Genomic DNA, 26,033 nt, shown 5'->3' with positions numbered 1-26,033 from the left:
CCGGACCCACCGCGGTGGCTCAGCGGCGGAGCAGGTGGGTCAGCAACTGTCCGCTCTCCTCCAGCGACAGATGCGGTAGGTACGCCCGGCCGACGGCGATCCCGATCGTCGGCAATGCCGCGGCATCGGGGAACACCATGTACACGGGCCGGTGCCGCGGCTGGAACTTCGCCTTGAAAGCGAGCAGCGACCGGAAGCCGTAGACCGGCTCCAGGGTGCGACCCAGCAGATCGAGCAAACCGTCGAGTGCACTGCGGTCGAGGTCGGGTTCGGTGGTGTCGGAGCCGGCCAACGGTGCCCCGGACAGGCTGAGGAATTCCAGTCCCTGTTCCTGGGCGGACAATGCGGCCGAGGCGATGAGGAACTCCATCGCCACCCGGAATCCGTCGGCGCGGCGCCGCATGAAATCCAGGGTGAAACCGACGAGGGCGGCGTCCCGGTACACCGGCATCCAGGAGGTGACGGCTTGGACGTGGTCGTCGCGGTCGACGGCCAATAGCAGCCGGACCTCGGGATCCTGCAGTTCGGTCAGGCCCCCGAGGGTGAAACCCATCTCGGGCAGGCCCTTGTCCGCGACCCATTCCTCGGAGATCTCGACGATTTGCTCGGTCACCGCCAGCGGCGCCTCGGCGAACGTTGTCCACCGCGCCTCGATCCCCTCCTTGCCCGCCCGATTCAGGGCGGTCCGCACATCCTGGAACTTCTTGCCCTTGAACGCGAGATCGGCCAGATCGACGATCGTCTCCTCGGCGACCTGCAGGCAGCTCCAGCCGTGTTCTCCGGCGAGAGCCGCGGTATCGGGACCGACGGAGTAGAAGCACGGAGTCCACCCGTTGCCGAGACACCAGGCCGCGAACTCGTCGGCTGCCTCGGCCAGACCACCGCGCTCACCGATCGGATCCGTCGTGGTCAGCGCGACACCGGAATGCACCCGATAGGCCACCGCGTGCCGGCCGTCCGCGCTGAACCAGTACCTGTTGCCGGCCCAGGTGCTCATCCACGACAGGGAGCCCCCGCCCGGGTTGTGCAACAGCTCCCGCACCCGGCGCTCACCGCCGAGGTCGTATCCGGCCGGCGGGGTGAAGAAACTGCGCAGCATCGACAGGCACAACGTCACCCAGACGAGTACGCCGATCCACTCGAACAGCAGTGTCGCCGCCGGGGTGAGTGGCAGGACCGGCGGTTCGAAGAGCTGGAGGTACACCGGCGGCAGCAGTCGCAACGGGGCATCACGCAATAGCGTGCCGACCCCGGGATCGCGATCGAATCCGCCGGCGAGCAGTGTCCCGAGCACCACATAGAGCGCGAGCGCGGCCCCCGCCGCGGCGAGCGTACCCAGCCAGACCCGGCGGTACGTCCCGCGCGCGGCGCGCACATCGAAGAGCCGCCGGGTGGCCAGTAACAGCACGAGGACCGCGATCAGGGCGAGCAGCGGAGCGAAATCCCGGTACACCGTGCTGTGCCGATGGATGCCGTAGAGCACCCAGCGCGCCTGGTCCTGTTCGATGGTCCGCACGATCACACTGACGCAGGCGAGGCCGAGGAGCACGATATGCCCGCCGACCGAGAGCAGCCAGGCCGCGCGCCGGCCGCGACGCAGTCCCTCGGCCCCGACGAGCAGCAGTATCGACGGCAGAATGTTCATGGTCAGCGGTCCGATACCGGACAGGCGCAGTGCCTGCTGCCCTGTGCGGCACTCGTCGTGCAGGGCCGGGTCGGCGCAGATGTCGACCAGTTCGCGCGCACTGTAGGGCACCTGATCGAACAGTTCACGCAGGGACGACAGGGGGCCGATGGCATGCGGGGAGAACGCGGCGAAGAGCGGGCCCAGAATACTGGCCGCGACGACGAGCGCGACGAGTGTGCGGCGCTCCCGGATCGTTCCGCCGAGCACCGGGCTGCGCGCGGAGCGCCCGAACAGCAGCGGTCCGATGAGCAGACCCGCCAGCGCGACACACAATCGCGCCACATCCGGCAGATGCCCGGCGAACAGGGCTGTGGTCACCAGGATCACCAGCAGCAGCGCCCGGATACGCCGGCGCCACAGGGTGTGCATCGCCGCGCTGGCGGCGAGCAGCGCCCCGAAGACCCAGGGCAGCGGGTCCGCCGTCAGGTGGCCGTGCAGTTCCAGACCCCAGGAGTTCGGCACCGCCGACGCGAGCCGCGCCGCGGCGAGTGCCAGCGCGGCGCCCGCGCCCTGGGCGGCGAGTACCGCGATCGCGAAACGCCGGCTGCCGATGCGCTGTTCTACCGGCACCGCGACCGCGAGCACGAACACCGTCGCCAGCAGGTAGCCGCCTGCCCCGGAGGCGAACAGTCCCGAGGTCCACAGGGTCCAGACGTACCCTTTGTCGAGGGTCGGGAGGCCGAGCGAGACGTGCGCGGCCAGCTCATGCGACGGGCCCTTCGCCCACGCCCCGGTGATCACCGCGAGAATCCAGATCACCGCGAGCAACCCGACGGAGACGGGTGCGCGGGAGAGCCCCCCTGCGACGCGGGTCGTCACGACGCGTCCAGACCGAGACGGTGCCCGAGCCACGGCAACTCCTTCTCCAGACCGGCGGACCACACGGCGAAACTGTGCCCGCCGGGCAGTTCGGTGAGGTGGACATCCATTCCGGCGGCGCGCGCGGCGTCGGCCAGCCGCTCGATCGCGGTGCGGTATTCGGTATCGCCGAGACCCACGACGAACGCGCCGGCCGAGTCGGGGTAGCGGTGGCGGGCCAGCAGATCGGCGGGGTTGTTCCGGGCGAAGGCGTCGGCGTCGCCGTCGAAGGCCTTCCGGATCGTGGTCGTGCGGTCGCCGAGTGTCGGTTCGGCCTGTCCGGAAAGATCGAGGAAGGTGGGATAGACCTCGGGGCGGGTGGTGGCGAGTTGTAGCGCGCAGGTGCCACCGTAGGACAGCCCGCCCACCGCCCAGCCACGCGGATCCGGGTTCACCTGCAGATGGGTGCGTACCCAATTCGGTACGTCCACGGCCAGGTAGGTCGCGGCGTTACCGAGCCGCGAGTCGGCACACAGCGGGTTGGCCAACCGGCTGCCGGTGCCGTCGGCGAGCACGACCACCGGCGCCAGCCCCCGGTGGTCGGCGGCATAGGTGTCCATGATGCGGGTGAGCCGGCCGCCGACGAGCCAGTCCTCGGTGGTGCCCGGCTGCCCGGCCAGCAGGACCAGCACCGGCAGAACGGGCCGGGGATCGGTGAAGTAGGCCGGGGGCAGATAGATCCGCGCGTCCCGGGCGGGGAACCGGGACACGGCACCGGGAACGGCGGCCCGGGTCACCGCGCCGGTCTCCGGCATATCGGCGGAGGGGGCCCAGTTCGCCGGTGACGGAGATCCGCCGGGCACCGTCTGCGGTGCCAGCGCGGTATCGAACGGCACGGTCCGGTAGTCGGTCATGCCGAGCGCGGTCCGCACCGTCGGGTACGCGTCGAATCCCGCGTTGATCCCGCCGGCGGCACAGAGCACGACCGCGACGGCCGCCGCGACGAGTCCGGTCGCGACCAGCGGACGCGACCGGTCCCGGCGCCGGACGAACCCGCGGCCGACGGCCAGTGCCACCGCCAGCACCGCCAGCCCCGACCAGACGTAGACCGACGGGGGCAGGGGGTCGGGAAAGGGCCGCCAGACCTTCTCGATGAGGACCGCGGCGAGTACCACCGACAGCCCGGCCGCCGTCACCACGACGGCGACCCCGGTACGCATCCAGCGACGATGCCGGCGGACCACCAGCGCCGCCAGGCAGATCGCCGCGACGGCGACGAATACGAAGGTCGCCGCGGTCGTCGTCACATGCAGGTCGAGCACCGCTTCGACGAGCCCGGACCACGACATGACGTCCAGTATGCAGGCCCGCCGGGCCGGTGAGCGGGACGCGCGCCCGCCCCCCGGAACAGCGGAGGAAGTAGCCGGGCACAGGGGCCGTGGCCGCTGCGCGGAGCGTGCGCGCGAGGTGGTGCGGGCGGGATGGGGACCGACCGATCGTGGCTGCGCGCACCGCCCCTGGGTCAACGGTGTGGCGTTCCGGCCGGACGCGAGAAGGCGAACTGTTTCGACGTCGCGCCGATCATTCGCTTGAAATGCCGGTTCAAGTGTGATTGGTCGTGGAATCCGGCCGCGATCGCCACCTCGGCCGGTCGCCGGCCCTCGAGCAACAGCCGGCGGGCCAGATCGATCCGGCGGCCGATCAGATACCGATGCGGTGCGATACCGAACTCGCGGGAGAACGCGCGGACCAGATGTGCCGGGTCCGCGTAGAGAAGATTGCCGGCCTGCGCCAGGGTGATCCTGGCGACCGAGTGTTCGTCGAGGAGAGCGCGCAGGTCCCGAGCCAGGGAGGGGTCGCGGTGCGGCGGCGGAGCCGGATGCCTGCGGCGCAGCCGGCTCTGCAGGCGTTCGAGTACGAAGGTCAGGCGGCTCTCGGCTTCCAGCTCGTCACCGGGATACCGCAGCGTCTGGTGCAGCCGGTGGATCCGATCGCGCAGGATCGGGTCCCGTGTGCTCGGAGTATCGACCGCCGGGCCGATACCCGAGAGCCGGGTGTCCTCGATGTAGAGCACGCGTTTGCGGAAACCCGCGGTCCCGGCGGCACGGCCGTCGTGCGGCACATGCGGCGGCAGCAACGTCACGCGTATGCACCCGTGACGATCCTGCCGTGCTCGCCTCACTCGTCTCGCAGAGCAGCGCGCAAAGTCCGCGAGGCGATCGTGACCGGCCGGCTCGGCCCGTCGTGGTCCACGAGAGCCGCATCGCCCCGCGGCCCGGACGGCGTCGGCCGCACCGGCGAAATGATCGCCGGCCTCCCCGGGACGCAGTACATCGGCGGGAACGAGCAGGATCATGTCCATATCCTGCTCGTTTCCGCCGGGTCGGGCACCACGGATTTCCGCGGCGGGGAAGCGTGGCCCAGGGCTCCGGGACCGCGGCCGGGTAGACCGGCGAGCGGACTGCCGGTCTACCGGCTCGCGTACACGACGAGAAGGTCGCGCATGGCGCGGATCTCCCGGTTGGCCTCGTTCAACGCGGTGCGTAACCGGTGGTTCTCGTCGAGCAGGTCGTCGAGTTCGTGCGCGGAGTCCACGGCGGTTCCCGCGGGACGCACCCGGACCAGTTCGGCCGTGGGCTCTGCGGTGGTCTCCGGTGCCGGTTCAGTGGTTTCGGCGGTGATTTCCGGTGTCGGTCCAGCGGTTTCCGGTGCCGCCGCGGTGGGCTCGGCCACCACGGCCTCGGCCGTGCTCTCCGCCGGCTCCGTGGTGGCTTGCGCCACCTCGGTCTCGGTGGCGGCGACCGGTTTCGCGGTGACCCTGCCGGTACCGCGGGTGCGGCGCCGGGGTTTCGCGGGGGCCGGAGTGTCCGCGACCGGTGCGGTGTCGGCGCTTTCGGGAAGTCCCGCGGCGCGGACCCAATTGGCGAGTGTGTTCGTGGCGGGCAGCCCGCCTTCGCGTTCGGAGACCTGCGTGCACGCCGCATTGAGCGATTTACCCTGGGCGAGGAGTTTTTTCACTCGGTTGACGAGTTTGGTCTGTTCTCTTTTCGAGTAACGCACTGCCATTCGATTTCCTCCTGCACTCCGGGTCGTACGCCGGGAATTGAACCATTACCCGGCCGTTCTGTCCTCATCGGGTGCGCCGGTCGGACCCGCATTTCACGCGTCGAATCCGAGCGAGAACACGGAACATGTTTCGCGGCAACGAATTCAGAGCAGGAGACCGATGGGCCGAAAAGCCGGCGGGTGATCGCGCCCGCACCGACCAGACGGGGCGGCGCGCGCCCGGGACCGAGCCAGGTGTCGGTGCGGTAGCCCGAGCAGGTGCGGACCTGTCCGGCCTGGCCTGGACCGGAAGAATTTGTCACGTCCCGTGCCCGGGCCGCACGGTATTGCGGACCGATTCTGTCCGTCCGCCCTGCCAGACTGACAGGGTGCACACTCATATCTCTGCGAACGGAGCACTCCGATGAGCCGCGGTATCCAGATCACTTTCGATGCCCATGACCCGCGGGCGTTGTCGTTGTTCTGGCGCGCGGCCCTGGGCTACGTCCATCCCGGTCCGCCGGGAGTCGAGCTGCCGGCGGGCGCCGATCCGCTCGCCGCGTGGGACGACTTTCTCGCCGGGATCGGCGTCCCGGAGCAGGAGCGCGATTCGAGGTCGGCGCTCGAGGACCCGGACGGTAGCGGTCCACGATTGTTCTTCCAGCAGGTACCCGAGGACAAGGTCGCCAAGAACCGCGTCCATCTCGATGTCCGGGTGGCGCCGGAACTCCAGGGCGAGGAACGGATGGCCGCGCTCGAGGCCGAATGCGACCGGCTCGTGGCGCTGGGCGGAACCCGGGTCCGTCGCCACGAGCCCGCTCCTCCGTTGGAGACCGGCTTCATCGTGATGGCCGACCCCGAAGGCAACGAGTTCTGCCTGGACTGACCCGGACCGCCGGCCGCGTGCTCAGGGGTAGGGACCGGCGGCGGGGCGGTCGCGGTCCCGCGCGGCCCCCGGACCTGCTGTTACGTTGAAACCGATATCCGTCGGCTAGCCGTACCGATCATTCGAGCACACGGGAAGGCGGAAAGAATGCAGATGATGATCCACCGGCGACGCCCGGCCCGGCCGGAACACGTATCGGCCATGTCGTTCGGACACGACGGCACGACGGCGCCCAATGTGCTGCGCTTCGGCCTGGACCCCGAAAGCCTCACCCTCGCGCTGAACGCGGTCGGGACCAGCGTCGGCACTCTCGCACCACTCGCCCTCACCGCGCGGATCGAGCCACCGGAGCTGCCCGCCTACGGCACACTCCTGCTGAACGTCCTGCGCGGTGATCCCGCGCTGTCCCTCCGCGCCGACGAGGCGGAAGAGGCCTGGCGGGTGCTGGAGCCGGTACTGTCCGGGTGGGCGCGCGATCTCGTCCCGCTGGAGGAGTACCCGGCGGGTTCGCTCGGACCGCCCGGGATCGACAGGAATCGATGACGGTCGTGGAATCGACGCAACACCCCGTTTCCCGCGCCCCGTGTGTCGTGGTGATGGGGGTTTCGGGGACCGGCAAGACCACCACGGCCCGGCTGCTGGCCCGGCGACTCGGGGTGCCCTTCGCGGACGCGGACGATCTCCACCCCCGGGCCAATATCGACAAGATGGCCTCCGGGCTCCCGCTCGACGACAGCGACCGGGAGCCGTGGCTCGCCGCGGTCGGCGACTGGTTGCGGGCACGCGCCGCCGACGGGACCGGCGGCGTCATGGCCTGTTCGGCGCTCAAACGCCGCTATCGTGACCTGCTGAGGGCAGGGGCGCCCGGTACCTACTTCCTGCTCCTGACCGCCGACCGTGCGGAACTACTGGCACGGATAACGGGCCGGACCGGACATTTCATGCCGGCCGCACTGTTGGATTCCCAGCTCGCCGCCCTCGAACCCTTGCAGCCCGGAGAGCACGGTGTCGCCCTGCACGGCAGCCGCAATGCCCGGCACGCCGTGGAGGTGGCGGTACGGGCGCTGCGGGAGCACGCCGCGGAGCACCGCCCCGATCGATGAGCTGCGTTTTCCATCCGTGACAGCCGCCGCCCGGGCGGGTGATAATGGCCACGAACCGGTTCGACCTCGAAATACCGCCCGGGGTGATGGGACGGCATTGTCGCCGATCTTTCCAGGGAGGCCTGATGGTCCAGGTTGTGCCACTGAACTGGCTCGGCTCGTTCTGTAATTTCGGTGGTCCGCTGGCACCGGGGGAAACCGACCACTGGTGGACGGCCGGGGGTGAGTGGGGCCGGGAGAACAGGCTCTACCTCTTCACCGCCTATTGCGACGGCGGCGCCGAGATCGCGGTCCGCAACATCACGCATTATCGCGGCGGGCACGATGAAACCCATTTCGAAATACACAACGACGGCGCGGGAGAACCGGTCTACTACTACTTCTACATAGCGTGGTCTGATCCGATACCCGCGTGAGGGGGACCCGTGCGCGTGCAGATCGAATACGACCAGGACGGCCGGATCACCGCGGTATCGGGGGCCGTCACCGTCGAGCATCCCGACGGCGATCTCGGCCGTTCGGCGCGGTTCGTGCGGCCCGGGCACTTCATCCTCGATCTCGACACCGAGGTGATGACCGATCCGACGGATCTGGCCGGATTACGCCGGCTCGCGACACAGTATTCGATCGCCGGCCACCCAGATCACCCGCGGCTGGTAGAACGCGGAACCGGCGGCTGAACCCGGGGGCTCCCCACCGCCGGCGCCCCGGACACCGGTGCGGCCCGTCCGGTGTCGTTCACCGGACGGGCCGCATATCACCGGCGTGGGCGCTGCTCAGCAGCCCTTGGCCATCGGTTCACCGCGGAACCTGGCCTCCACGAAATTCCAGGCGTCGGCGAACCCCGCGACGGCGGCGGTCATATGTTCGGCGATGTCGTAGGTGGTCAGTTTCACCGGGGCGCCCGCGCGGCAGTAACGGTCGGCGAACTCGGCCACCCCGTCGTACGGGGTGAGCTCGTCGTAGCGGCCGTGCCACAGATAGGTCGGCGTGGTCGGCACCCCGTCGAAGTAGCGCAGGCTGTTCTCGCGCAGGACCTGGTGTGCTTCGGGGCTGTCCATCAGACTCTTCGACGCGGCCATCTGCTCCGCACTGCGGAAGGCGCCGTGGAACAGCAGGAACCGCCGGCACGCGTCATGGGTGAACTCCCGGAACCACAGCCCGTTCTCGTTGAGCTGTTCCGAGATCGGCAGCCGGTCCGGGTACTCCCGTTCCAGACCCATGGCCGCGGCGAAGGCCAGGCCGAAGCCCGGATGCGGGGCGAAACCGAGGCCCAGTGCCATCTGCTCCAGATCGGCCGGGATACCGCCCGCGGCGATACCGGCGATCTTCAGCTCGGGCGCGTAGGAGGGTTGCAGGGCTGCGGCCCAGCCGGTGGCCAGCCCGCCCCCGGAGTAACCGGCCAGGGCGACGGGGGAGTCCGCGAGGCCGAGTTCGGTGGCCCGCTGGACGGCGCGGACGCTGTCGAGGGTGACCATTCCGCTGAGCCGTCCGGCGGCATAGGCGACATTCGGCCCGAGGTAATCGGGCACCGAGATGGCCCAGCCGCGCCCGATCGGCAGCATCGCGCCGACGGCGTCCTGTAGTTCACCGTTGAACAGCGACCGCGACGGATTGCACCGGGTGCCCAGCGAATTGATCAGCGCCTGATAGGAGACCAGCGGCGGGTTCTTCACGCCGGCGGGCAGCAGCACCGTGGTCACACCCATGATCGGGTTACCGAGGGAGTTGGTGGACCGGAAGGCTACCTGCCAGCCTTCGGTGCCCACGTACATGCCGGTATCGATTTTGCGGGTGCGCACCACCTCGCCGGGCTGCAGTTCGGCGAGTTCGGGGGGTGCGGTGTAGAAGGGGTCCGGATCCGGTTGCGGGTAGAGCGGTTCGGCGTTGGCGCCACCGCCGAGAATCCCGACCGAGACGAGGGTCAACAGCAGGACCAGGATACGGGTGGAAACTCTGGACACGTTCTTCTTTCGGACGGCAGGAAGCGGCCGGCGCCGGCCCGGCATGGGTGATGCCGCGGCGGCCTGCGCCGTGGGTGGGTTGCGCGGTGGCGCAGCGAACGACATCGGTCGCTGTTTACAGGTGCACCGCGGCGACGGCCCGCGAGCAGCGGGTATCGCTCGAAACGAACTGCCTGCGTTGGCTTGTGGCCGCGCCCGAGTTCGACCGACGAACCAGCCTACGATGTCGGGGGGACTGCCCGGTAGGGCAGGTTCCGGTGAACAGATATCTCTGCGTGAAATCATAATGGGGCGTCCTCGTGGTTGGGCCGTGCACAGGGCGAGCCGTCGCGGCCGGGTCCGCGCAGGGTGGGAGACACCCACCCTTCCCAATGGTGGAAGTAAAATGCCCGTGGTCGTGGAAATATTACGATAAATAACGAGCGAGCAGGTGCGAAAGGCCGGGCGGAAGCGAGCAGTGAGCGATCAGAACAAGGACAAGCCGGAAGGCGCCGGTAAGGACGAGCCGGATATCGATTTCCGGATCTCGCTGGGTGGGGACACCGACCCGGAGCCCGCTGCTTCCGCCGACGAGGTCGAACCCGGCGTTGCGGTAGAAGGCCGCGATCGTGCGCTCGCCCGGGAGATCGCCGACGTACTGGGCGAAGCCGGCCCACCCGACTGGCGGCAGTTCGATGCCGTGTTCGCGCTCACCACCACCACGATGTTCGCCGAAGTGGTATATGCCGACCAGGAACGTTCTATGCGCACCGAGCCGTCGGGGTCGGTCCTGGACAGGGTCCGCGAACATCGCGCGCTGGTAGCCGAGCTGGACGGCGAGCCGTGGTGGCGCCTGCTGCTGCGACGCAGCTCCGACGGTGATTTCGAGGTCGACTACGACTTCGGTGAGGAACCGTTCCCGGACGGTCAGCTCTTCGAACCCGACGCCTACCGTGCGGACCTGGACGAATTTCCGCGGGACTCGCTGCCGGTCTGGCTGGCTGCCTACATCGGGCACGCCGACCGGCAGATGCGCAGCCCGCAGGAGGCCGCGCGGGACGCGCGCGCGGACCGCGCGGCGAAGGTATGGCCCACGATGGCCGAGAACGAGTTTCCCGACTTCCCGGAGATGTGGGCGCGCTGGGCATGTATCTCGGCCGGGTTCGTGGCGGCGGGCTCGGATTGGGGACCGCGAATTCTGCCCGCGATGGGATGGTTCGAAAGCTCCCGGCGCGGCGGTTCGACGCTCTACTCGCTGCCCGGCGGGCGCGCGGTCCTCTCGGGCGGGGTCTGGGAAGCGGCCAATCTGGACGCGGCCTACAACGACGGCGCCGGGATGCCGAATTTCTTCGCGGGCGCTCCCGAGTGGGTCGCGGACCCGGTACTGAACCCGCGCTCGGCCACCGGTCTGCTGTCCTTCGTCTACTGGTGGGAGGGCGGGCGCTGGTACCGCGGCGACTCGCCGTCGGCGGAGGCGTGCGCCACCGCTGTGCCCGGCGTATGGACCGTCGACACCGTGGCCGGAATCCTGGCCGGCCTGGCCGCGCAGCCGCCGACCGCCCAGCATCGGGCCGCGGCGGGCGCGCTGATATCGGCCGCCGAGATCGGCGTCGTCACCCGCGATACGGTGCTCGCCCTGTTCGGCGACGAGGAGCAATTCGATATCGACGGTGCCATGTACCAGCTCACCCTCGCGGGCGTCGTGGCGTCGCTGCCGGTGCAGATGCCCGAGGACGAAGCCGTCTTCCGAGTGCGCGGGTACATCGAGAGCCGGGGTCTGGACACGACCGGTTACCCGCTCGATCAATTGGTGGCCGACCGGTTCAGTTGCGGTTGGATGGTCTACGTGCCGGTACCCCGGGGGGAGATCGCGATCGGCCGGGCGATCTTCTACATCGCCGATGACGGTGTGCTGGAACATTCGTCCTCGTCGATCGCCCCCACCACGTTCGTCAAAGAATTCGAGCAGCGCTACCACGAGCGCCGCGGGGTGACGGTATGAGTGGGTGCGGCGAACGTCGGAGTGGGTGAGGAGCGATCATGGCGGACAAAGTCGAGGTCGATCGGTCGCGCTGAAGACAGCGGCCGATCTGATCGCTGATATCGGAGGAACGCTGACCGGTCTCGCGAGCAAGGCGACCGATATCATGGGTCATCTGCCCGTCGCCTGTGGGGACGATCATTTCGGGCACGAGTTCACCGACGGGGAATAAGGCTATAAGCGGCGGTGCGATAATTCCGTCGACTTCGGCAACAGTCTGGGGAAGGCGTTCACCGACCAGGGCGAATACCTCGGCTCGGAGGCGGCCGCGGCGCTGGAAGGTACCGAGAAGACCTCGAGTGCCGATCTACGGCGGGCGGTCCGACGCCCGGTGTCCGCGAACTACTCCGACGCTGCCGCAGTGAGCTGACTGAGCGGCTCCAAGCTGTCGGTATCGGTGATCGCCTTCTGGAGCCCGAGAATTCTGCCGATGGCGTCGGTGCACTCCTCGGCGGCGGTTTGCGCGGCGATGGGCTCGAAGACGATCTTGCCGGCCGCCGCCTGCTCGGCAATCTTCTTCCAGGGATCTTGTCCGTTGCCGGGACGATGGGTCCGATGCGCTCGGTCGGAACAGATCCCCGACCATCTCCTCCGTCTAGCATCCACACTTCCGCGTTCGCGCCAGGGGCGTACCTGGTGACCACTGTCCCGAGCCCCTGGACCTCATCATCGAACCGAACCATCCTGGCACGCGCGTGCAACCCGGCAGGCACACCGTCTTCCCGTCGGTGGTGACAATCGGGCCCGCTCCTTGTCCGAATCGGCCTTACGATGCCGTGATCCCGACGAGTGACCGAGGTGCCATGACAACAGCCGCGTCGCGAAGCGGTTCCATTGCAGTCGAAACCACCGACCAGGGCCTGCCGATCAGGATCGACATAGAAGCCGACGAACTACGCCGGGCACCGGGCGATCTGGCGGCCGAGATCCTGCGGCTGTGCAAACGGGCGGCGGGCCGCGCGGGTCTGGCCCAGCGGATACAGTTGCAAGAAGCGGGGATGAGTAGTGACATGCTCACCCTGACCGGCCTGCCCACGGCGGAGGACATCGCGCGGGAGGAGTATCTCGAAGAGTCCGAACACGATTACGAGCCGCAGAGTTGGCTGCGGCCGATCTGAGGTGGCGCACCGATGAGCGAAGCGATGGATGCCCTCGAGGCGCGGGTGAACCGGCAGCTGAACCTGATGCGTGACCTCGGTGAGGAACTCGGCGCGATCCGGGTGCGTGAGACCTCGCCCGACGGTGCCGTCACCGTCGAGGTCGATGGTAATGCCGCACTGTGTGACCTGGTGTTCTCCGAGGCGATCGCGAAAATGTCCCCGCGGGAGTTCGATTCGGTGGTGGTCGCCACGGCCGGACGGGCGGCGCACCTCGCCATCGCCCGGCGAGCCGAGCTGGTGAACGCGTTCAACAGCGAACTCGCCGAGACCGCAGCGGATGCGAGCCGCGAGGGCTGAGTCGGACCGTGCTCTCTCGGCCGCGCGGCCTTCCCATCGAAGGTAACGACTTGATCCGCTGTAGCGGTTCTGGTTGGTGAAGTGGTGTGGATATGTAGGATTCCGCCACCAGTTGTACTGCCACGCAGCTCGCCTCGGGAAAGCGGGTCCGCCCATGTCGCGCAAGAACAACGAAATCCCACAGCGACAGCCGATATCCGCGCGCGGGCACGCACACGACAGTCCTCCCAGCGCATTCCGGTCGAGCACGCCGTCGCCGCGCACAAGAACTGGCGCGGTCTGCGCCGCTGGCACCACCACCGCCACACACTCCCGCAGACCTACCTTGCCGTTGCCGGACTGATTTCCGACCGCGATGCCACACGGTAAACCCGCACACCCGCAAGCAGGCACGCCCTGACCTCAATAGCGGGTCAAGTCTTAAGCATCGAGTGACCGGGTCATCACATGAACCGGTACTTTTTCAGAACACCATGCAAACTCCCGGTCCCGGAGGGTCTCGATGACTGATCTTGTCGCGGAGACCGAGGTCGTCCGCCGTTTCGGTGACGCGTCGGCTTCTCTGGCGGTGGAAACCGCAACAGCCGGTGCGGCGAACCAGGCGGCGCTCATCGCTGCCGCGATACCCGTGTTCGGGCTGATCGGCCAGGATTTCCTCGCCGCCTTCGCGATCGCCCAGGCCAATAACCTCGCCTCGGTGAACGAACTGGCCGCGGTGCACGCCGCGACCGCCCTGACCTCCTACGAAGGTATCGCCGCCTACGAAGCGACAGAAGCGGCTTCTGTCACCGGGTTCGGGGCCGTCGGCGCCTGATCATGACAGCACCCCTCGACGAGACCGTGCTGGATCTGCTGCGCAACAGCGCGGCGGGGCCGGCGCTGAACCGGCCGGTCAACGATGTGCTCCGGGATATGGGACTCGGCCCGCTCCCGGAATTGCCCGCGCAACTGCCGCTACCGGAACTGCCGCCGTTGCCCGCACTCGACCTGTCGCTGCTGACCAAACCGATCGCCGAAAGGATTCCTGTCATGGCGACAGAAGGTGTTGATCTCGATCTCGATGCGGTCACGAAAGCGACCCGCGAGATGTACCAGGCCATCGAAAACCTGCGGTTGTCGGTGAAGGCCGTGGATTCGGCCAGCGATGCCGTACGCGCGGGCTGGAAGGGTACTTCGCAAGATAAGTTCTACCAGGTCTCGAGTGACTGGAGCGTGGAGTCCGAAAACCTCAACAGGAAGCTCGACGACTTGACCAAGGCCACCGAGGACGCCACCAAGACGATCCTCGACATGGACGAGGACGACTTCATCCCGGGCGGCGGCTACATCAGTCCGGGCAGCTACACCAGTCTTTGACCCACCTCCGACAATTCGACCCACACGTTTCACCGAAAAGGAATCGGATATGACCACGATTCTGTACGACCGCCCGGCGATGGAGGCGCTGTTCGACGCCCTGAACTCCGAGGGCAGCAAGATCCAGGGTGAGATCGAGGCCCTGGCCACCGCCAAGACCAACTTCCTCAACGCCATGGCCAGCCAGGGCGCCCAGGAAGGATTCGAAGCGGCCCATCGCGCGGTGAACACCGAACTCGAAGACACCCTGCACAAACTGGACCAGCTCGCCATCGCGGTGGAGAACGCACTGCACCGGGCGCTGCAGACCGACAAGAAGATCGGCGACGGTTTCGCGGCCTTCAGCTGACGACGGGAGCATGTGTTTCCGCGAACGGCCGGTCGGATCGCCAGGGCGATCCGACCGGCCGTTCGTTGCGGCAGGGGCGGCTCCCGATTCGTCCGCCTGGACTCGGATCGGAGGCGGGCCTGCCGGGCCGGGTCAGCCGGCCCGGCCGTACAGGTAATCGTCGAGCGGGAAACGCACCGCCTCGCGGTGAGCGTTGACCGTGCTGGTCGGGCGCAGCAGGGCTGCCTCGCCGTGCTGGTTGAAGTAGTAGCTGCGGGCGGTGGCGCAGTCGCCGCCGTAGAACACCGAGGAACCGAGCTTGCCGGTGACCCGGTCCAGGAACTCGGTATTGGCGCGGGCACTGACCTCGAAGGTGGTCTCGCCGCGGCGGGCCAGCTCCCCGAAGAGCCGGGCCATATGTTTCATCTGTGCCTCGATGGTGGTGAAGTAGGACAGGCCGCTGTAGGAGTAGGGGCTGTTGAGGCTGAGAAAATTCGGGAACTTCGGCACGGTGATGCCCTCGTAGGCCTGGAACCGGTTGTCCCGCCAGAATTTACCGAGATTCACGCCATCGCGGCCGATGATCTCGATGGCCGGGAAGTTCACATCCCAGAGATTGAATCCGGTGGCCAGCACCAGGGTGTCGATCTCGGTCTTCGCGCCTGTGGCGGTAACGATCCCGTCCGGTTCGATCCGCTCGATACCGCCGGTCTCCAACCGGACGTGGGGTTCGTTGAAGGTCGCGAAGTAGCGGTTGGAGAAGGTCGGGCGTTTACAGCCGAAATCGTAGTCGGGGGTGAGCAGCTCCCGCGTCCGCTTGTCGCGGACCTGGGCGCGCAGATGCGCCTTGGCCAGCAGGGCCGCCGCCTTGTTCAGGGGTTTGGCCTGTTTGTAGTGCAGGACACCGATTACCATGAGCGCTTCCAGCGCGGTGGTATTGGCCAGCCGCGCGGCCTTCTGGGTGACCGGGACGCGCGCGAACAGGCGCTGCACCGCGGGCGGGATCGGCATATCGACCTTGGGCACCACCCAGATCGGGGTGCGCTGGAACACGGTGAGTTCGCGTGCCCGGTCCGCGACCTCGGGGACGAGTTGCACGCTGGTGGCGCCGGTACCGATGATCGCGACCCGGCGGTCGGTGAGGTCGTAGGTGTCGTCCCAGGCCGTCGTGTGGATGATCTTGCCGGCGAAGGTCTCGATACCGGGGAACGGCGGGGTATAGGGCTGGGAGAGGAAACCGGTCGCGGTCAGCAGATAACGTGCGGTCAGCGTTTCGCCGCCGGCGACGGTGACCACCCAGCACTGGTGTTCGGCATCCCAGCGGGCGCTGTCGACGGAGGTGCCGAAACGCATCCGTTCGCGCAGGCCGTATTTGTCGGCCACGTGATCGGCGTACTTCTTGAGTTCCGCTCCGGGCGCGAACAGGCGCGACCAGTTGGGGTTGGGTTCGAAGGAATAGGAGTAGGTCACCGAAGCGATATCGACCGCCAGGCCGGGGTACCGGTTGACATGCCAGGTGCCACCGAGATCGGATTCCCGTTCGAGGATCACGTAATCGTGCAGGCCGAGCCGGTCGAGCTGGATACCGGCCCCCATACCACCGAACCCGGCACCGACCACCACGGCGTCGTATCGAGGTGCCACGCCGAAACCTCCTGCTGTTCTGCTGAACGATTAATCACAGAATGACATATCATTCCGCTTGTGATGACAGTATCATCGGTGGCGTGACGAAGCCACCGACCCGGGCCGAACGCCGTAAGGCCGAGCTCCGTCAGGAGATCATCGATACCGCCTTCGTCTGTTTCGCCGAGAAGGGCTATCACGCGACCGGGATCGCCGATATCGCGACCGAGCTGGGTATCGGCCACGGCACCTTCTATCGCTACTTCAGCAACAAACGCGACATCATCGACCATGTGATCGACGATCTGGCGACTCGGATAATCGAGGCGCTGGGGACCGACAACGCGCCCGACGCCGCGACCACCCTCGATCAGTATCGGGAACAGATCGACCGGATCGGTGTCGCGCTCACCCGCATCCTCATCGAAGACCGGCGTGTGGCCCAGCTGCTGCTGTTCCACGCCACCGGTATCGACGACGAACTCACCAAGCGTCTCTACGGGCTGCTCGACACCGCCGACGCGCTGACCGCCGGATACCTGGACCACGGCGTCGAACTCGGCTATCTGCGCGCGGATCTCGACACGATCAACACCGCCCGGGCGGTCACGGGAATGCTGCTCGCCGGGGTGGTGCACGGGCTGCGTGATCCGGACGAGGCGGCCATCGCCGCGTTGAACCGGGCGATCCGGCGGCTGCTGGTCGACGGTGTCCGCAAGGACTGATACCGCGGCGGCGCGGTAATGGTCACCCGCCGCGCTCCCTGGGCACCGGCGCGCGTGCACCTACAGTGGAGTCATGTCGCCGTTGGACGAATGGCATCCGTCCACCGTCGCGGACTGGAGCGACGAACGTCGCCGGGCCAGGTTGCGCGAGACACGCCCGGGCCACGGATGGAAGACGTTGCGCCGCACCAGACTGGCGTTGTTTCGGGTAGCCGTACTGCTGATGATCGCGGGGGTCGCGTTCGCACAGTACTGGGCGCACGATGTCGAGCCGGAACGTGTGCGCCTGGCGCTGACCGAGCCTGCGCTGTTACCGATCGCCGAACCGGTGGACCCGGGTAAACGCGATACAGCTGTCGTGGATCTGGTGGGACTCGGCAATCTCAACGCCAGCGATACGGCCGCCGCGCTTCCGGCGCTGCGCGAGATGGGCGCGGTCTGGGCCATCCGCTACGACAACCGCGGTATCGACACCGAGGTGATCGCCGATCTGATCATTCGGGCCGCGGTCATGTCGGGGGTGCGCAATATCGTGCTGACGGGGCACAGTATGGGCGGCGTGATCGCACTCGAGGTCGCCGAGCACATCCATATCGGGAGCGACCGCAGATTGGTGGGCGTGCTGCTCGACTGCACACCACTGGACCTCGGCGCGGTCCGCCCGGAGAGCCGCGGTCTGGGTGAGGACATGGTGCGCTGGATGGGCTGGCTCCCCGGCGCCCGGGAGAGCCGGGGACTGCGCACCGCGGTGGAAACCTATGCGCGCCGGGAGAGTTACCTCGACCACGGCGGTGTCCCGGGTATCCGGTTCGACGAGTTCCGGAAGGCGGTGGGAGAGGTGCTCCGGGACAAGATCTTCAATGCCGACGCTGCCAGCAACGGGTTGATCGAGGCTCAGTTCCTGGCGATCGTGGCCGGCGGAGCGACCGACGATCTGCGCGCGGTGTCCAAGCCCGCGCACGGCAAACCACGTCCGGCCATCGTCTTCATCCGCCCGCACGACGCGGGCCGGGACCGGGTGGTGGATGTCGCGCGCACCCAGCAGGTCCTGATCGACAAGGTCGGGGGAGTGAACGGGAACCTGCTGGTCGTGAAGCCGCGGGGCACCGGTCACGCGAATCCGCGGCAGCGTCCCGCCGAATACAACAAGGTGATCGCGCAGCAGGTACTGCCGTTCGTGGCGCGGTACCAGGCGCGGATCAGCAGTGTCGCCGGCGCGGTGCCGGCCTGGCACCGGTGACGCCCGGCTCGCGGTACCGGCCACTCGTCCGGCCGACGATCGGTATCACCGTGCCGGCGAGCTCTCCGGTACCGGCCCGGTCAGATAGCACTGGATCGTCGGCCCCAGCCAGGCGATGACCTCCGGCCCGGTCATGGCGGCCACCGGCGGAAATGCCAGGACGAATCGGCACAGCGCCATACCCAGGATCTGGGACGCCGCCAGACCCGCGCGCACGGGTGCTTCCCGCGGGTCGTCGCCGGCTTTCGCGATCACCGGTCCCAGCTGCGTCGCGAAGATCGATCGCATCCGGTCGGCCGCCGCCGGGTTGGTGACCCCGGCCCGCAGCAGGATCAGCAGGGTTTCGTCGCGCTCCCAGCGATCCAGGAAGTGGGCCACCAGGGCCGAGCCGATCCGATCGCGTGGTACCTCCGTGAGATCCGGTAATTCCAGATCGAATTCGGCAGCCGCCGCGAACAGGCGTTCCTTGGTGCCGTAGTACCGCATCACCATGGCCGGGTCGATGTCGGCGTCGGCGGCGATCGCGCGGATCGTCGCCCGGTCGTACCCGTCGGCGGCGAAGCGCTCGCGGGCCGCGGTGAGGATGACCGCCTTCGTCTCTTCTGAGGATCTTCTCATGTCAACAAGTGTAGGCCAACGAGTGTTGACAAGCGGCGTGGCCCGGCATACCGTGGATGCCAACAAGTGTTGACCTCCTGGGAGCAGGTAGAACGATGACCACCGAAATCGCAGATGTCCTGATCGTCGGCGCGGGTCCGGTCGGTCTCACCGCAGCCGTCGTACTGACCCAGCTCGGCCACGATGTCGTGATCGTCGACAGCCAGGCCGAGGGCGCGAACACCTCCCGGGCGGCGGTGGTCCATCCCCACACCCTCGAGTTGCTGGAGCCCTACGGTGTGACGCGGCCGCTGGTCGGCCGCGGTCTGCACACACCCGACTTCACCATCCGGGATCGGGACAAGGTGCTGATCGCCGTCCCTTTCGACCGGCTCCCCACCGCCTACCCCTACACGCTGATGATCTCGCAGGCCGATACCGAGAAATTCATCCTGCACCGACTGACCGAACTCGGCGTAGCGGTGCGGCGTCCCGTCGAGGTGACCGCGGTGGTGCAGGACGCCGAACTGGTGACGGCCACCCTCTCCGACGGAGAGCGGATCCGCGCCCGCTACCTGATCGGCGCGGACGGCCTGCACAGCACGGTGCGCGAACAGGCCGGTATCGGGTTCGCCGGGGGCAGTTACGCCGAATCGTTCAGCCTGGCCGATGTGCGGGTCTCCGGTGGGGTTCCCAAGGACGAGGTGATCCTGTACTTCTCCCCGGCCGGGTTGGTCGTCGTGGCACCGCTGCCGGACGAGATGTACCGGATCGTGGCCACCGTGGACGAGGCACCGCCCGAGCCCGACGTCGCCTTCGTACAGCGGCTGCTGGACGAACGCGGTCCGAAGGCCCGGCCGGCGGTGGTCGAGGAAGTGGTCTGGGGCTCGCGCTTCCGCGTGCACCACCGCATCGCCGACCGTTTCCGGGACGGTCGCATCCTCCTGGCGGGTGACGCCGCCCATGTGCACTCGCCGGCCGGTGGACAGGGAATGAACCTGGGGATCGAGGACGCGGTCACCGCCGCGACGGCCCTCTCCCGGGTGCTGCGCGGCGAGTCACCGGAACTGCTCGACGAGCATGCGGCGGCGCGGCGCGGCACCACCGAGGCCGTGGTCTCGATCGCCGGGCGGCTCACCTCGCTGGCGACGATGCCGGCCGCGGTGCGCCCGATCCGCAACACCGCCATGCGGTTGGCGGGCAAGACGGCGCTGGTGCGTAACAAGCTCGCCTGGCGATTGTCCGGTCTCGACCGTCGCTGACCCGCGGACTTCCTCCAGCAAAGGAATACGACAGTGGAAATCATCAACGACCGGCTCGCTGTGCAGGCCCGTCTCTCGTCGTCGCGCCCCACCAACCTGGCGTCAGCGTAACGACCGGCGGCCGGACACCGGGCCGACGCCCGGATCCCGTTGCCGGTGATGGGCTTACGGGTCCGCGGGTTCAGGCACCGTCCGCGTCGGCGGTGTCCGCCGGCTCGTCCTCGGCGCGGGTGAGCGGAAGCCACACCGTGAAACGGGTGTCGCCGGGCCGCGAATCGACCCGGATGTCCCCGCCGTGCTTGTCGACGACGATGCGGAACGAGATATCGAGGCCGAGCCCGGTGCCCTCGCCGACGGGTTTCGTGGTGAAGAACGGTTCGAAGATGCGGCCCTGCACATCGTCCGGGATGCCGGGCCCGGTATCGGCGACCACGACGACCGCACAGTCGTTCTCGAGCCGGGTACTCAGGGTCAACGTCCCGCTGCCCGCCATCGCGTACACCGCGTTGTCGATCAGGTTCGTCCACACCTGGTTGAGTTCGGCGGCGTAGCAGGGCACCTGGGGCAGGGCGCGGTCGTAGTCCTTGACCACCTCGATGGAGTCACCGATCTTGCGGCTGAGCATCACCAGTGTGCTGTCCAGGAGTTCGTGCAGGTCCACCACCTGGAACGGCGCCCGGTCCATCTGGGAGTACTGTTTGGCCGCGTCCACCAGGGTCGAGATACGGGTGGTGGAATCGGCGATCTCGTTCATCAGCAATTCGGTCTCGATGGTGTAGTTCAGCCAGCGGAACGCCCCCTCGAGTACCTGGGGTGAACAGCCCTCGAGGGTGGCGGCCACGCGTTCGAGCCAATCCGTATCGAAGCCGGCCTGGACATAGTTCGGTGCCAGTTCCCAGCCGTCGCGGATCCCGTGGTCCTCGAGCCATTCGCCGAGCAGATCCTCCCGGTCGGCCGCCTCGAGCGCCGAGAGTTCCGGTGCCTTGGCGACCTGAGCGGCCGCCTCCTCCTGCAGCCGGACCAGGGTTTCCAACACCGCGGTATCGAACTTTCCCTGCGCCATCATGGCGAGCTTGTGCCGCATCCCCGCGATCCGGTCGCGCAGGCCCGAGGTCGCCCGGACGGCGGCCGCGGCCGGATTGTTCAGCTCGTGGGTCAGTCCCGCCGACAGTGAGCCGAGGGCGAGCAGTCGCTCCCGCTGGGCGATCCGCGCGTTGGTGTTGCGGTTGCCGAAGAACGCGCCTTCGAGCAGATGGACCGCCATCGGGAACCAGCTGTGCATCATCCGCGCGAAGATCTGTGCGTCCAGCACATAGAAACGCGACGTACGGGTGACGTAGAGCGAGGTGCCGTAGTGGGTCTCGGCCCGCTCGCCCAGATACGCCGTCCACGCTCCCGCATAGGAGCCGCGATGGTCGGTGTGTACCATCTCGATCTCCCGGCCCCCGGACAGTTTGGTGAGTCGCACCTCACCGTCCATGAGCACATAGAAGCAGGTCGCCGGATCGCCCTCCTGGTACACCGGGCCCGGTTCGACGATTTCGATGCGGCCGTCGGCGCACAACCAGTCCAGCTGCTGATCGTCGAGTTTCTCGAACAGGAACAGCGACCGCAGTTCGGCCGGATCGCAGATGCTCATTCTCGGTCTCCTCTATGCCAGGTAGCGGTGCACGAGCATGACGGCCATGGCGCCCTCCCCGACGGCCGAGGCCACCCGCTTGGCGGATTCGGCGTGGACGTCCCCGGCCACGAAAACCCCCGGCACGCTGGTCTCCAGATGGTGCGGCGGCCGCGGCAGCTCCCAGCCCTTCGGCCGGTCACCGTCGACCAGCAGATCCGGGCCCGCCAGGACGTATCCCGCGGCGTCGCGGTGCACCACGCCGTCGAGCCAGTCGGTTTGCGGGGCGGCGCCGATGAACAGGAACAGCCGTTCGGCGGGCACTTTCTCCTCGGCGCCGGTCCGGTTGTCGCGCAGGACCAGGGTGTCCAGATGGTCGTCACCGTCCACCGCGACCACCTCGGTCTCGGTGTGCACCCGGATATTGGGCACTTGGGCGATCTGCTGGATCAGATAGTGCGACATGGACTTCTCCAGCGCGTCCCCGCGCACCACCAGGTGCACCGTGCGCGCGTTGCGGGACAGGAACATCGCCGCCTGCCCGGCCGAATTCGCGCCGCCGACGATATAGACGTCGTGACCGGCGCATTCGGCGGCCTCGGTCATGGCCGACCCGTAGTAGACCCCGCGCCCGGTGTACTCGTCGACACCGGCCGCCGGATGGCGCCGGTAGTCCACGCCGGTCGCGATGATGACGGTATGGGCGGACAGGGCGCCGCCGTCGGCGAACCGCACGGTCCGGGCCGACCCGTTCACCTCGAGCCCGACGACCTCGCGGGTGGTGACCACCTCGGCGCCGAATTTCGCCGCCTGGCGGCGCGCCCGGTCGGCCAGCTGTGCCCCGGACAACCCGTCCGGGAAGCCCAGGTAGTTCTCGATGCGCGAGCTCTGGCCCGCCTGGCCGCCGGTGGCCGTGCGTTCGACCAGTACGGTGCGCAGCCCTTCGGAGGCGCCGTACACCGCGGCGCCGAGCCCGGCCGGCCCGCCGCCGACGACGATGAGGTCGTAGAAGTCGCCGGCAGGTTCGGTGCTCAGCCCCACACTCGCGGCCAGCTCCCCATCGCTGGGCTGGACCAGTGCCTGCCCGCCCTCGGTGATCACCACCGGGCAGCGGCGGGGGTCGGCGCCGGCGGCCTCGAGCAGGCGCGCGCCTTCCGGTTCGTCGGCCAGGAACCAGCGGTACGGCAGCTGGTTACGGGCTAAAAATTCCCTGACCTGCGATGATCGGGGCGACCACCGGTTGCCGACGACCTTGGTCCCGTGGACCGGCCGGTGCTCGCTGCTGCGCCAGGCATCCAGCAGGCTGTCCAGCACCGGGTACAGCTTCTCCTCCGGCGGATCCCACGGTTTGAGCAGATAGTGATCGAGATCGACGACATTGATCGCATCGATGGCGGCGTTCGTATCGGCGTAGGCGGTGAGCAGCACCCGGCGGGCGTAAGGGTCGAGGTCCATCGCCTGTTCGAGGAACTCGATACCGTCCATCCCCGGCATCCGGAAATCGGCGATGAGTATCGCGACGGGCTGGCCCCGCAGTTTCATCTCGCGCAGCACCTCGAGTGCCTGCGGGCCGGACTCGGCGCGCAGGATCCGGTACTCGGCGCCGTACCGGCGCCGCAGATCGCGGACGACGGCCCGGGACACCCCCGGGTCGTCGTCGACGCTGAGGATGGCGGGCTTGCTGGTCGAGGGAGAGCTCACCTGACGAGTATGCCGCGTCGCCGCGCGGCCGGTGTCGGCGCGCGGTCGATGTTCGGCCAGGAACGGGGCGGGGGAGGTCGAGGTCAGGTCAAGACGCGGTCCGGCGCCCTGGCGGGCGCGTAGTCCTGGAGTCGGCAAAGGCGCCGGCGCGGATCGCGAGTGCCGGGACGGCCCGTCATCCGTTGGCTGGGAACCGCAGATTTGCTCCGGAGCCCTTCGTGTTTACCGCTCAGTCGAACCGGCGGATCCTGGCATACTCTCGACCGCGGTCCGAACCGGAGCCACGGATACGCTACTGGACCCGGTGGAACATGTTTGCCAGTATCAGGACGAGCGCGGGATGCGCCATCACGCGGTATCGCCCACACTGAGCGAACCTGCTGGTGATGGTGCGGAGGAAAGGTGATCGAGTGACTGATCCGGTGTGGCTCGATCCGGACGCGATGCATTCCTCGGCGGCGGAGTTCGACCAGATGGCCGACGAACTGGCGCAGATGCTCGCGGAGTTGAGGGCCACCTCACTCCGCGAGGGAGAATCCTGGGGTACCGACGAGCCCGGTAAAGCCTTCGCCGAAAGCTACGTGCCCACTGCGGAGCAGGGCATGGCGGGTTTCGAAAATCTGGTGGACCGTGTCCGTGCCCTCGGCACCGGTCTCCGTGCTGCTACCGGAACGTACACGGATACGGACAACGCCGGGAGCGCGCAGGTACGGAATTCCGATCCGGCGCTCTACCCCGACGCAGGCACGGATCCGGCTGCTTCGATATCCCCGGCTCTCGTCCCGGCGGCGAACTCCGCGGACCGGACCGCAGTGCCGACGCAGCAGTCCACCGGGGCGACGCGGCCGGCCGATGATTCGATCGCCTCCGAGGCGGGGCGGAACGCCGCCGACGGCACGCAGCCCGACGCCACCACCGACGCGGATCGCGCGCAGCCGGGCGAGGCCCCGCAATCCCGGCAGCAGCCGGGTTCCGACGATCCGGGGTCGCCCGATCCCGGGACCGAACCGGGTGGCCCGGAACACGAACCGCAACCTCCGCTGCACGCTCCGGGAGCTTCGGCCCCGGTGGGGGCGGCTGCGACACCGGCTGGGCAGCCTCCCCGAAACAGCGAGGCGAGCGCCCCGAAAGCACCGGAGGGCCCGAAGCCGACGGCCGCCCGCCCCGCTTCCGCCGGGTCGCCCGATACCCCCTGGGGTCGCAATTCCCCGGGGGGCTCCCCACGATCCGGCGCACCGATCGGTGCCACTGCTCCGGAAAGCCAGTTTCCTCCGCGGGCAATTCCGCCGCGAACTACCGATCGGCCGCCGGCGTCGGCGAAGCCGGACGCGGACCCCCGGCGAACGCCGCCTGCGCGCAAAGAGGCGATCGCCGCGGGCGCTCGGCGCGAGACCGATGAGGCTGCCATGGAAATCCTGCGTGACCTGGCCGCACGGCGCGACCTCGAGATCATCGGATTCGAAACGGCGGGTATCGCCGAGCAGACAGCCAGGGAGATCGCCGAAGCCGTCGACGCAGTTCTCACCGAGCACCCCGCCATCCTGTGCGGGCTCGAGGTCGCTGATGCCGGGCCGCTCTCCCGGGCGGAGAATCGGAGTGCGGGTGCCGCGGATTCCGCGGTGAACTCGTCGCAGCCTCCGGAACCATGGATCGTTCTCGAGGTGACCGCGACCGCGGACCCCGGTGTGCTCATCGGCCGCGCCCGGGCCGGCCACGTTCCCGTGGAAAGCTTGCTGCAGCAGCGTCCGATGTATGTGACCATGCTGCGGGAGCTCGGCCATGTGCTGGACCTGACCGGCGGGCTGCGCGCCCGGGCAGAAGCACAGCGGGCGCTGATCACCGAATATCTACGAATCAGCGGGGCCCACGGCGAGACTCTCGGGCGGATCGTCAGCGGGTACAAATCCTGGCGGGCAGAGCTCGGCGACTACTGCTTCGACGACCGCACTTTCTCGCCCGGCCGAGCCCTTGCCGCGGGTTTCGCCGCGGTCCAGCTGGCCGGCAGCGAAGCTCCCGCGGCTGCCAAGACCTTGCATCGGCTGCTGGTGGCGATGGCGGGCAGCGCTGCCGGGCGACCGATGAACAGATGATCCGGAAAGGACGCAGCCATGGACCGGTGGAAACGAGAAGGTCTGTTGAACGCCAACAATGGGCTGAGGAACCAGATCGAAGATCTGCTCGACACCTTCCAGCAGCAGCAGACCCGGCTGGCCGAAACGTATCGGCAACTGGAGGAGACTCGAATCCGAGCCGAATCGGTGGACCGGTCGGTGGCAGCGACCGTTGATGCGGGCGGGGTACTCACCGAGCTGAGTCTCACCCCATCGGCGCTACGCAAATCCCCCGACGAGCTGGCCCGCGTGATCGTCGAGACCGTCGCGCAGGCGGCCGAGCATGCTCGCGAGCATCAGCAGGCGTTCATCTCTCCCGCTACCGAGGAACTCGAGAAAATGGGTGATCTCTCGGACCTCGTGCCCGAGGTGCCCGACTTGCGCGATATCCGCACCTTTCTTCGCGGCGAGCGGAATCCGCCGCAGTGACGCTGCGGATTCGCTGACTTCTCAGCGGTGGGGACTTATTAATATCGACTGAACATCGGGACGAACAGTTCGGGCGTATG

General features: G+C 68.1%; 27 protein-coding genes. 17 read left to right on the top strand and 10 right to left on the bottom strand.

The features are described 5' to 3' along the window. Positions 1–19 precede the first annotated feature (19 nt). From NF4_RS11810 to NF4_RS11795, 4 genes are all read right to left on the bottom strand, one after another. Positions 20–2,506, bottom strand: a complete 2,487-nt coding sequence (locus tag NF4_RS11810; RefSeq protein ID WP_063127295.1) for a DUF2156 domain-containing protein — start codon at positions 2,504–2,506, stop codon at positions 20–22. Next, positions 2,503–3,834: an alpha/beta hydrolase gene (locus NF4_RS11805; RefSeq protein WP_063127294.1), complete on the bottom strand. Its 1,332-nt coding sequence runs from the start codon at positions 3,832–3,834 to the stop codon at positions 2,503–2,505. The genes NF4_RS11810 and NF4_RS11805 overlap by 4 nt, the downstream gene beginning before the upstream one ends. A gap of 173 nt (positions 3,835–4,007) precedes the next feature. Next, entirely contained in the window at positions 4,008–4,628 is a 621-nt protein-coding gene (locus NF4_RS11800) for an AraC family transcriptional regulator (protein WP_063127293.1), read from the bottom strand. Positions 4,629–4,954: 326 nt separating this feature from the next. Beyond that, positions 4,955–5,551 (bottom strand): hypothetical protein, encoded by a 597-nt coding sequence (locus NF4_RS11795; RefSeq protein ID WP_157120191.1) that lies wholly within the window; start codon positions 5,549–5,551, stop codon positions 4,955–4,957. 403 nt (positions 5,552–5,954) lie between these two features. Between NF4_RS11795 and NF4_RS11790 the strand changes: the two genes are divergently transcribed. The 5 genes from NF4_RS11790 (at position 5,955) to NF4_RS11770 (ending at position 8,199) form a co-directional block, all read left to right on the top strand. Further along, on the top strand, positions 5,955–6,416 hold the full coding sequence (locus NF4_RS11790; RefSeq protein ID WP_063127291.1) for a VOC family protein: 462 nt from the start codon (positions 5,955–5,957) through the stop codon (positions 6,414–6,416). Positions 6,417–6,563: 147 nt separating this feature from the next. Beyond that, positions 6,564–6,959, top strand: coding sequence for a hypothetical protein (locus NF4_RS11785; RefSeq protein WP_063127290.1), 396 nt, complete (start codon positions 6,564–6,566; stop codon positions 6,957–6,959). Beyond that, on the top strand, positions 6,956–7,519 hold the full coding sequence (locus NF4_RS11780) for a gluconokinase (RefSeq protein ID WP_063127289.1): 564 nt from the start codon (positions 6,956–6,958) through the stop codon (positions 7,517–7,519). The genes NF4_RS11785 and NF4_RS11780 overlap by 4 nt, the downstream gene beginning before the upstream one ends. Positions 7,520–7,644: 125 nt before the next feature. Further along, positions 7,645–7,935 (top strand): hypothetical protein, encoded by a 291-nt coding sequence (locus NF4_RS11775; protein WP_063127288.1) that lies wholly within the window; start codon positions 7,645–7,647, stop codon positions 7,933–7,935. A gap of 9 nt (positions 7,936–7,944) precedes the next feature. Then, the gene (locus NF4_RS11770; protein ID WP_063127287.1) at positions 7,945–8,199 is read left to right on the top strand and encodes a hypothetical protein; all 255 of its coding nucleotides are present in this window, start codon (positions 7,945–7,947) and stop codon (positions 8,197–8,199) included. A gap of 96 nt (positions 8,200–8,295) precedes the next feature. Here the strand turns inward: NF4_RS11770 and NF4_RS11765 are convergent, their stop codons facing one another. Then, positions 8,296–9,483 (bottom strand): lipase family protein, encoded by a 1,188-nt coding sequence (locus tag NF4_RS11765; RefSeq protein ID WP_232330417.1) that lies wholly within the window; start codon positions 9,481–9,483, stop codon positions 8,296–8,298. Positions 9,484–9,940: 457 nt separating this feature from the next. On the opposite strand from NF4_RS11765, the gene NF4_RS11760 reads away from it, so the two are divergent. Both NF4_RS11760 and NF4_RS11755 read left to right on the top strand, forming a co-directional pair. Beyond that, complete coding sequence (locus NF4_RS11760) at positions 9,941–11,464, top strand: hypothetical protein (protein ID WP_232330416.1); 1,524 nt, start codon at positions 9,941–9,943, stop codon at positions 11,462–11,464. 25 nt (positions 11,465–11,489) lie between these two features. After that, the gene (locus tag NF4_RS11755) at positions 11,490–11,675 is read left to right on the top strand and encodes a hypothetical protein (protein WP_063127286.1); all 186 of its coding nucleotides are present in this window, start codon (positions 11,490–11,492) and stop codon (positions 11,673–11,675) included. Positions 11,676–11,845: 170 nt separating this feature from the next. Here NF4_RS11755 and NF4_RS11750 read toward each other — a convergent pair whose 3' ends face one another. Beyond that, positions 11,846–12,109 carry a hypothetical protein gene (locus NF4_RS11750; protein WP_063127285.1) on the bottom strand — a complete coding sequence of 88 codons (264 nt, stop codon included), beginning with the start codon at positions 12,107–12,109 and terminating at the stop codon, positions 11,846–11,848. A gap of 197 nt (positions 12,110–12,306) precedes the next feature. On the opposite strand from NF4_RS11750, the gene NF4_RS11745 reads away from it, so the two are divergent. The 5 genes from NF4_RS11745 (at position 12,307) to NF4_RS11725 (ending at position 14,665) form a co-directional block, all read left to right on the top strand. Beyond that, positions 12,307–12,621, top strand: coding sequence for a hypothetical protein (locus tag NF4_RS11745; RefSeq protein WP_063127284.1), 315 nt, complete (start codon positions 12,307–12,309; stop codon positions 12,619–12,621). Positions 12,622–12,633: 12 nt separating this feature from the next. Next, the gene (locus NF4_RS11740) at positions 12,634–12,960 is read left to right on the top strand and encodes a YbaB/EbfC family nucleoid-associated protein (protein ID WP_063127283.1); all 327 of its coding nucleotides are present in this window, start codon (positions 12,634–12,636) and stop codon (positions 12,958–12,960) included. Between the two features lie 502 nt (positions 12,961–13,462). Then, a complete protein-coding gene (locus NF4_RS11735; RefSeq protein ID WP_063127282.1) occupies positions 13,463–13,774 on the top strand; it encodes a hypothetical protein in 312 nt (103 codons plus the stop codon). 26 nt (positions 13,775–13,800) lie between these two features. Continuing rightward, positions 13,801–14,316, top strand: coding sequence for a WXG100 family type VII secretion target (locus NF4_RS11730; protein WP_198165303.1), 516 nt, complete (start codon positions 13,801–13,803; stop codon positions 14,314–14,316). 49 nt (positions 14,317–14,365) lie between these two features. Further along, positions 14,366–14,665 (top strand): hypothetical protein, encoded by a 300-nt coding sequence (locus tag NF4_RS11725; protein ID WP_063127280.1) that lies wholly within the window; start codon positions 14,366–14,368, stop codon positions 14,663–14,665. A 132-nt stretch (positions 14,666–14,797) separates the two neighbouring features. On the opposite strand, the gene NF4_RS11720 is transcribed toward NF4_RS11725, so the two are convergent. Next, on the bottom strand, positions 14,798–16,288 hold the full coding sequence (locus NF4_RS11720) for a flavin-containing monooxygenase (protein WP_063127279.1): 1,491 nt from the start codon (positions 16,286–16,288) through the stop codon (positions 14,798–14,800). Positions 16,289–16,329: 41 nt separating this feature from the next. Between NF4_RS11720 and NF4_RS11715 the strand changes: the two genes are divergently transcribed. Next, positions 16,330–16,995 carry a TetR/AcrR family transcriptional regulator gene (locus NF4_RS11715; protein ID WP_063127278.1) on the top strand — a complete coding sequence of 222 codons (666 nt, stop codon included), beginning with the start codon at positions 16,330–16,332 and terminating at the stop codon, positions 16,993–16,995. A 73-nt stretch (positions 16,996–17,068) separates the two neighbouring features. Next, entirely contained in the window at positions 17,069–18,235 is a 1,167-nt protein-coding gene (locus NF4_RS11710) for an alpha/beta fold hydrolase (protein ID WP_063127277.1), read from the top strand. A gap of 45 nt (positions 18,236–18,280) precedes the next feature. On the opposite strand, the gene NF4_RS11705 is transcribed toward NF4_RS11710, so the two are convergent. Beyond that, positions 18,281–18,853: a TetR/AcrR family transcriptional regulator gene (locus tag NF4_RS11705; protein ID WP_063127276.1), complete on the bottom strand. Its 573-nt coding sequence runs from the start codon at positions 18,851–18,853 to the stop codon at positions 18,281–18,283. Positions 18,854–18,948: 95 nt separating this feature from the next. Here NF4_RS11705 and NF4_RS11700 point away from each other — a divergent pair, with 95 nt between their 5' ends. Further along, on the top strand, positions 18,949–20,094 hold the full coding sequence (locus NF4_RS11700) for an FAD-dependent oxidoreductase (protein ID WP_063127275.1): 1,146 nt from the start codon (positions 18,949–18,951) through the stop codon (positions 20,092–20,094). A gap of 181 nt (positions 20,095–20,275) precedes the next feature. On the opposite strand, the gene NF4_RS11695 is transcribed toward NF4_RS11700, so the two are convergent. Together NF4_RS11695 and NF4_RS11690 are read right to left on the bottom strand one after the other, a co-directional pair. Further along, positions 20,276–21,733 (bottom strand): ATP-binding protein, encoded by a 1,458-nt coding sequence (locus tag NF4_RS11695; RefSeq protein ID WP_063127274.1) that lies wholly within the window; start codon positions 21,731–21,733, stop codon positions 20,276–20,278. Positions 21,734–21,745: 12 nt separating this feature from the next. Next, the gene (locus NF4_RS11690) at positions 21,746–23,413 is read right to left on the bottom strand and encodes an NAD(P)/FAD-dependent oxidoreductase (protein WP_063127273.1); all 1,668 of its coding nucleotides are present in this window, start codon (positions 23,411–23,413) and stop codon (positions 21,746–21,748) included. A gap of 410 nt (positions 23,414–23,823) precedes the next feature. On the opposite strand from NF4_RS11690, the gene NF4_RS11685 reads away from it, so the two are divergent. After that, positions 23,824–25,503, top strand: a complete 1,680-nt coding sequence (locus NF4_RS11685; RefSeq protein WP_157120189.1) for a hypothetical protein — start codon at positions 23,824–23,826, stop codon at positions 25,501–25,503. Positions 25,504–25,521: 18 nt separating this feature from the next. Further along, on the top strand, positions 25,522–25,953 hold the full coding sequence (locus NF4_RS11680; RefSeq protein ID WP_063127271.1) for a YbaB/EbfC family nucleoid-associated protein: 432 nt from the start codon (positions 25,522–25,524) through the stop codon (positions 25,951–25,953). The last annotated feature ends 80 nt before the right edge of the window (positions 25,954–26,033 follow it).

Origin of the sequence: Nocardia fusca NBRC 14340 (genome assembly GCF_001618425.1) — a bacterium.
In the GTDB taxonomy this organism is placed as follows: Bacteria; Actinomycetota; Actinomycetes; order Mycobacteriales; family Mycobacteriaceae; genus Nocardia; species Nocardia fusca.
Note: the sequence above shows the minus strand (reverse complement) of the source record. Positions and strands in the feature narration are given on the sequence as shown.

What these genes read in the sequence shown, in the direction of transcription:
- NF4_RS11805 (WP_063127294.1), bottom strand. Translation starts at nt 3,834, where the DNA reads ATGTCGTGGTCCGGGCTCGTCGAAGCGGTGCTCGACCTGCATGTGACG.
- NF4_RS11795 (WP_157120191.1), bottom strand. Translation starts at nt 5,551, where the DNA reads ATGGCAGTGCGTTACTCGAAAAGAGAACAGACCAAACTCGTCAACCGA.
- NF4_RS11790 (WP_063127291.1), top strand. Translation starts at nt 5,955, where the DNA reads ATGAGCCGCGGTATCCAGATCACTTTCGATGCCCATGACCCGCGGGCG.
- NF4_RS11785 (WP_063127290.1), top strand. Translation starts at nt 6,564, where the DNA reads ATGCAGATGATGATCCACCGGCGACGCCCGGCCCGGCCGGAACACGTA.
- NF4_RS11780 (WP_063127289.1), top strand. Translation starts at nt 6,956, where the DNA reads ATGACGGTCGTGGAATCGACGCAACACCCCGTTTCCCGCGCCCCGTGT.
- NF4_RS11775 (WP_063127288.1), top strand. Translation starts at nt 7,645, where the DNA reads ATGGTCCAGGTTGTGCCACTGAACTGGCTCGGCTCGTTCTGTAATTTC.
- NF4_RS11745 (WP_063127284.1), top strand. Translation starts at nt 12,307, where the DNA reads ATGACAACAGCCGCGTCGCGAAGCGGTTCCATTGCAGTCGAAACCACC.
- NF4_RS11740 (WP_063127283.1), top strand. Translation starts at nt 12,634, where the DNA reads ATGAGCGAAGCGATGGATGCCCTCGAGGCGCGGGTGAACCGGCAGCTG.
- NF4_RS11735 (WP_063127282.1), top strand. Translation starts at nt 13,463, where the DNA reads ATGACTGATCTTGTCGCGGAGACCGAGGTCGTCCGCCGTTTCGGTGAC.
- NF4_RS11725 (WP_063127280.1), top strand. Translation starts at nt 14,366, where the DNA reads ATGACCACGATTCTGTACGACCGCCCGGCGATGGAGGCGCTGTTCGAC.
- NF4_RS11715 (WP_063127278.1), top strand. Translation starts at nt 16,330, where the DNA reads ATGACATATCATTCCGCTTGTGATGACAGTATCATCGGTGGCGTGACG.
- NF4_RS11710 (WP_063127277.1), top strand. Translation starts at nt 17,069, where the DNA reads ATGTCGCCGTTGGACGAATGGCATCCGTCCACCGTCGCGGACTGGAGC.
- NF4_RS11705 (WP_063127276.1), bottom strand. Translation starts at nt 18,853, where the DNA reads ATGAGAAGATCCTCAGAAGAGACGAAGGCGGTCATCCTCACCGCGGCC.
- NF4_RS11700 (WP_063127275.1), top strand. Translation starts at nt 18,949, where the DNA reads ATGACCACCGAAATCGCAGATGTCCTGATCGTCGGCGCGGGTCCGGTC.
- NF4_RS11695 (WP_063127274.1), bottom strand. Translation starts at nt 21,733, where the DNA reads ATGAGCATCTGCGATCCGGCCGAACTGCGGTCGCTGTTCCTGTTCGAG.
- NF4_RS11680 (WP_063127271.1), top strand. Translation starts at nt 25,522, where the DNA reads ATGGACCGGTGGAAACGAGAAGGTCTGTTGAACGCCAACAATGGGCTG.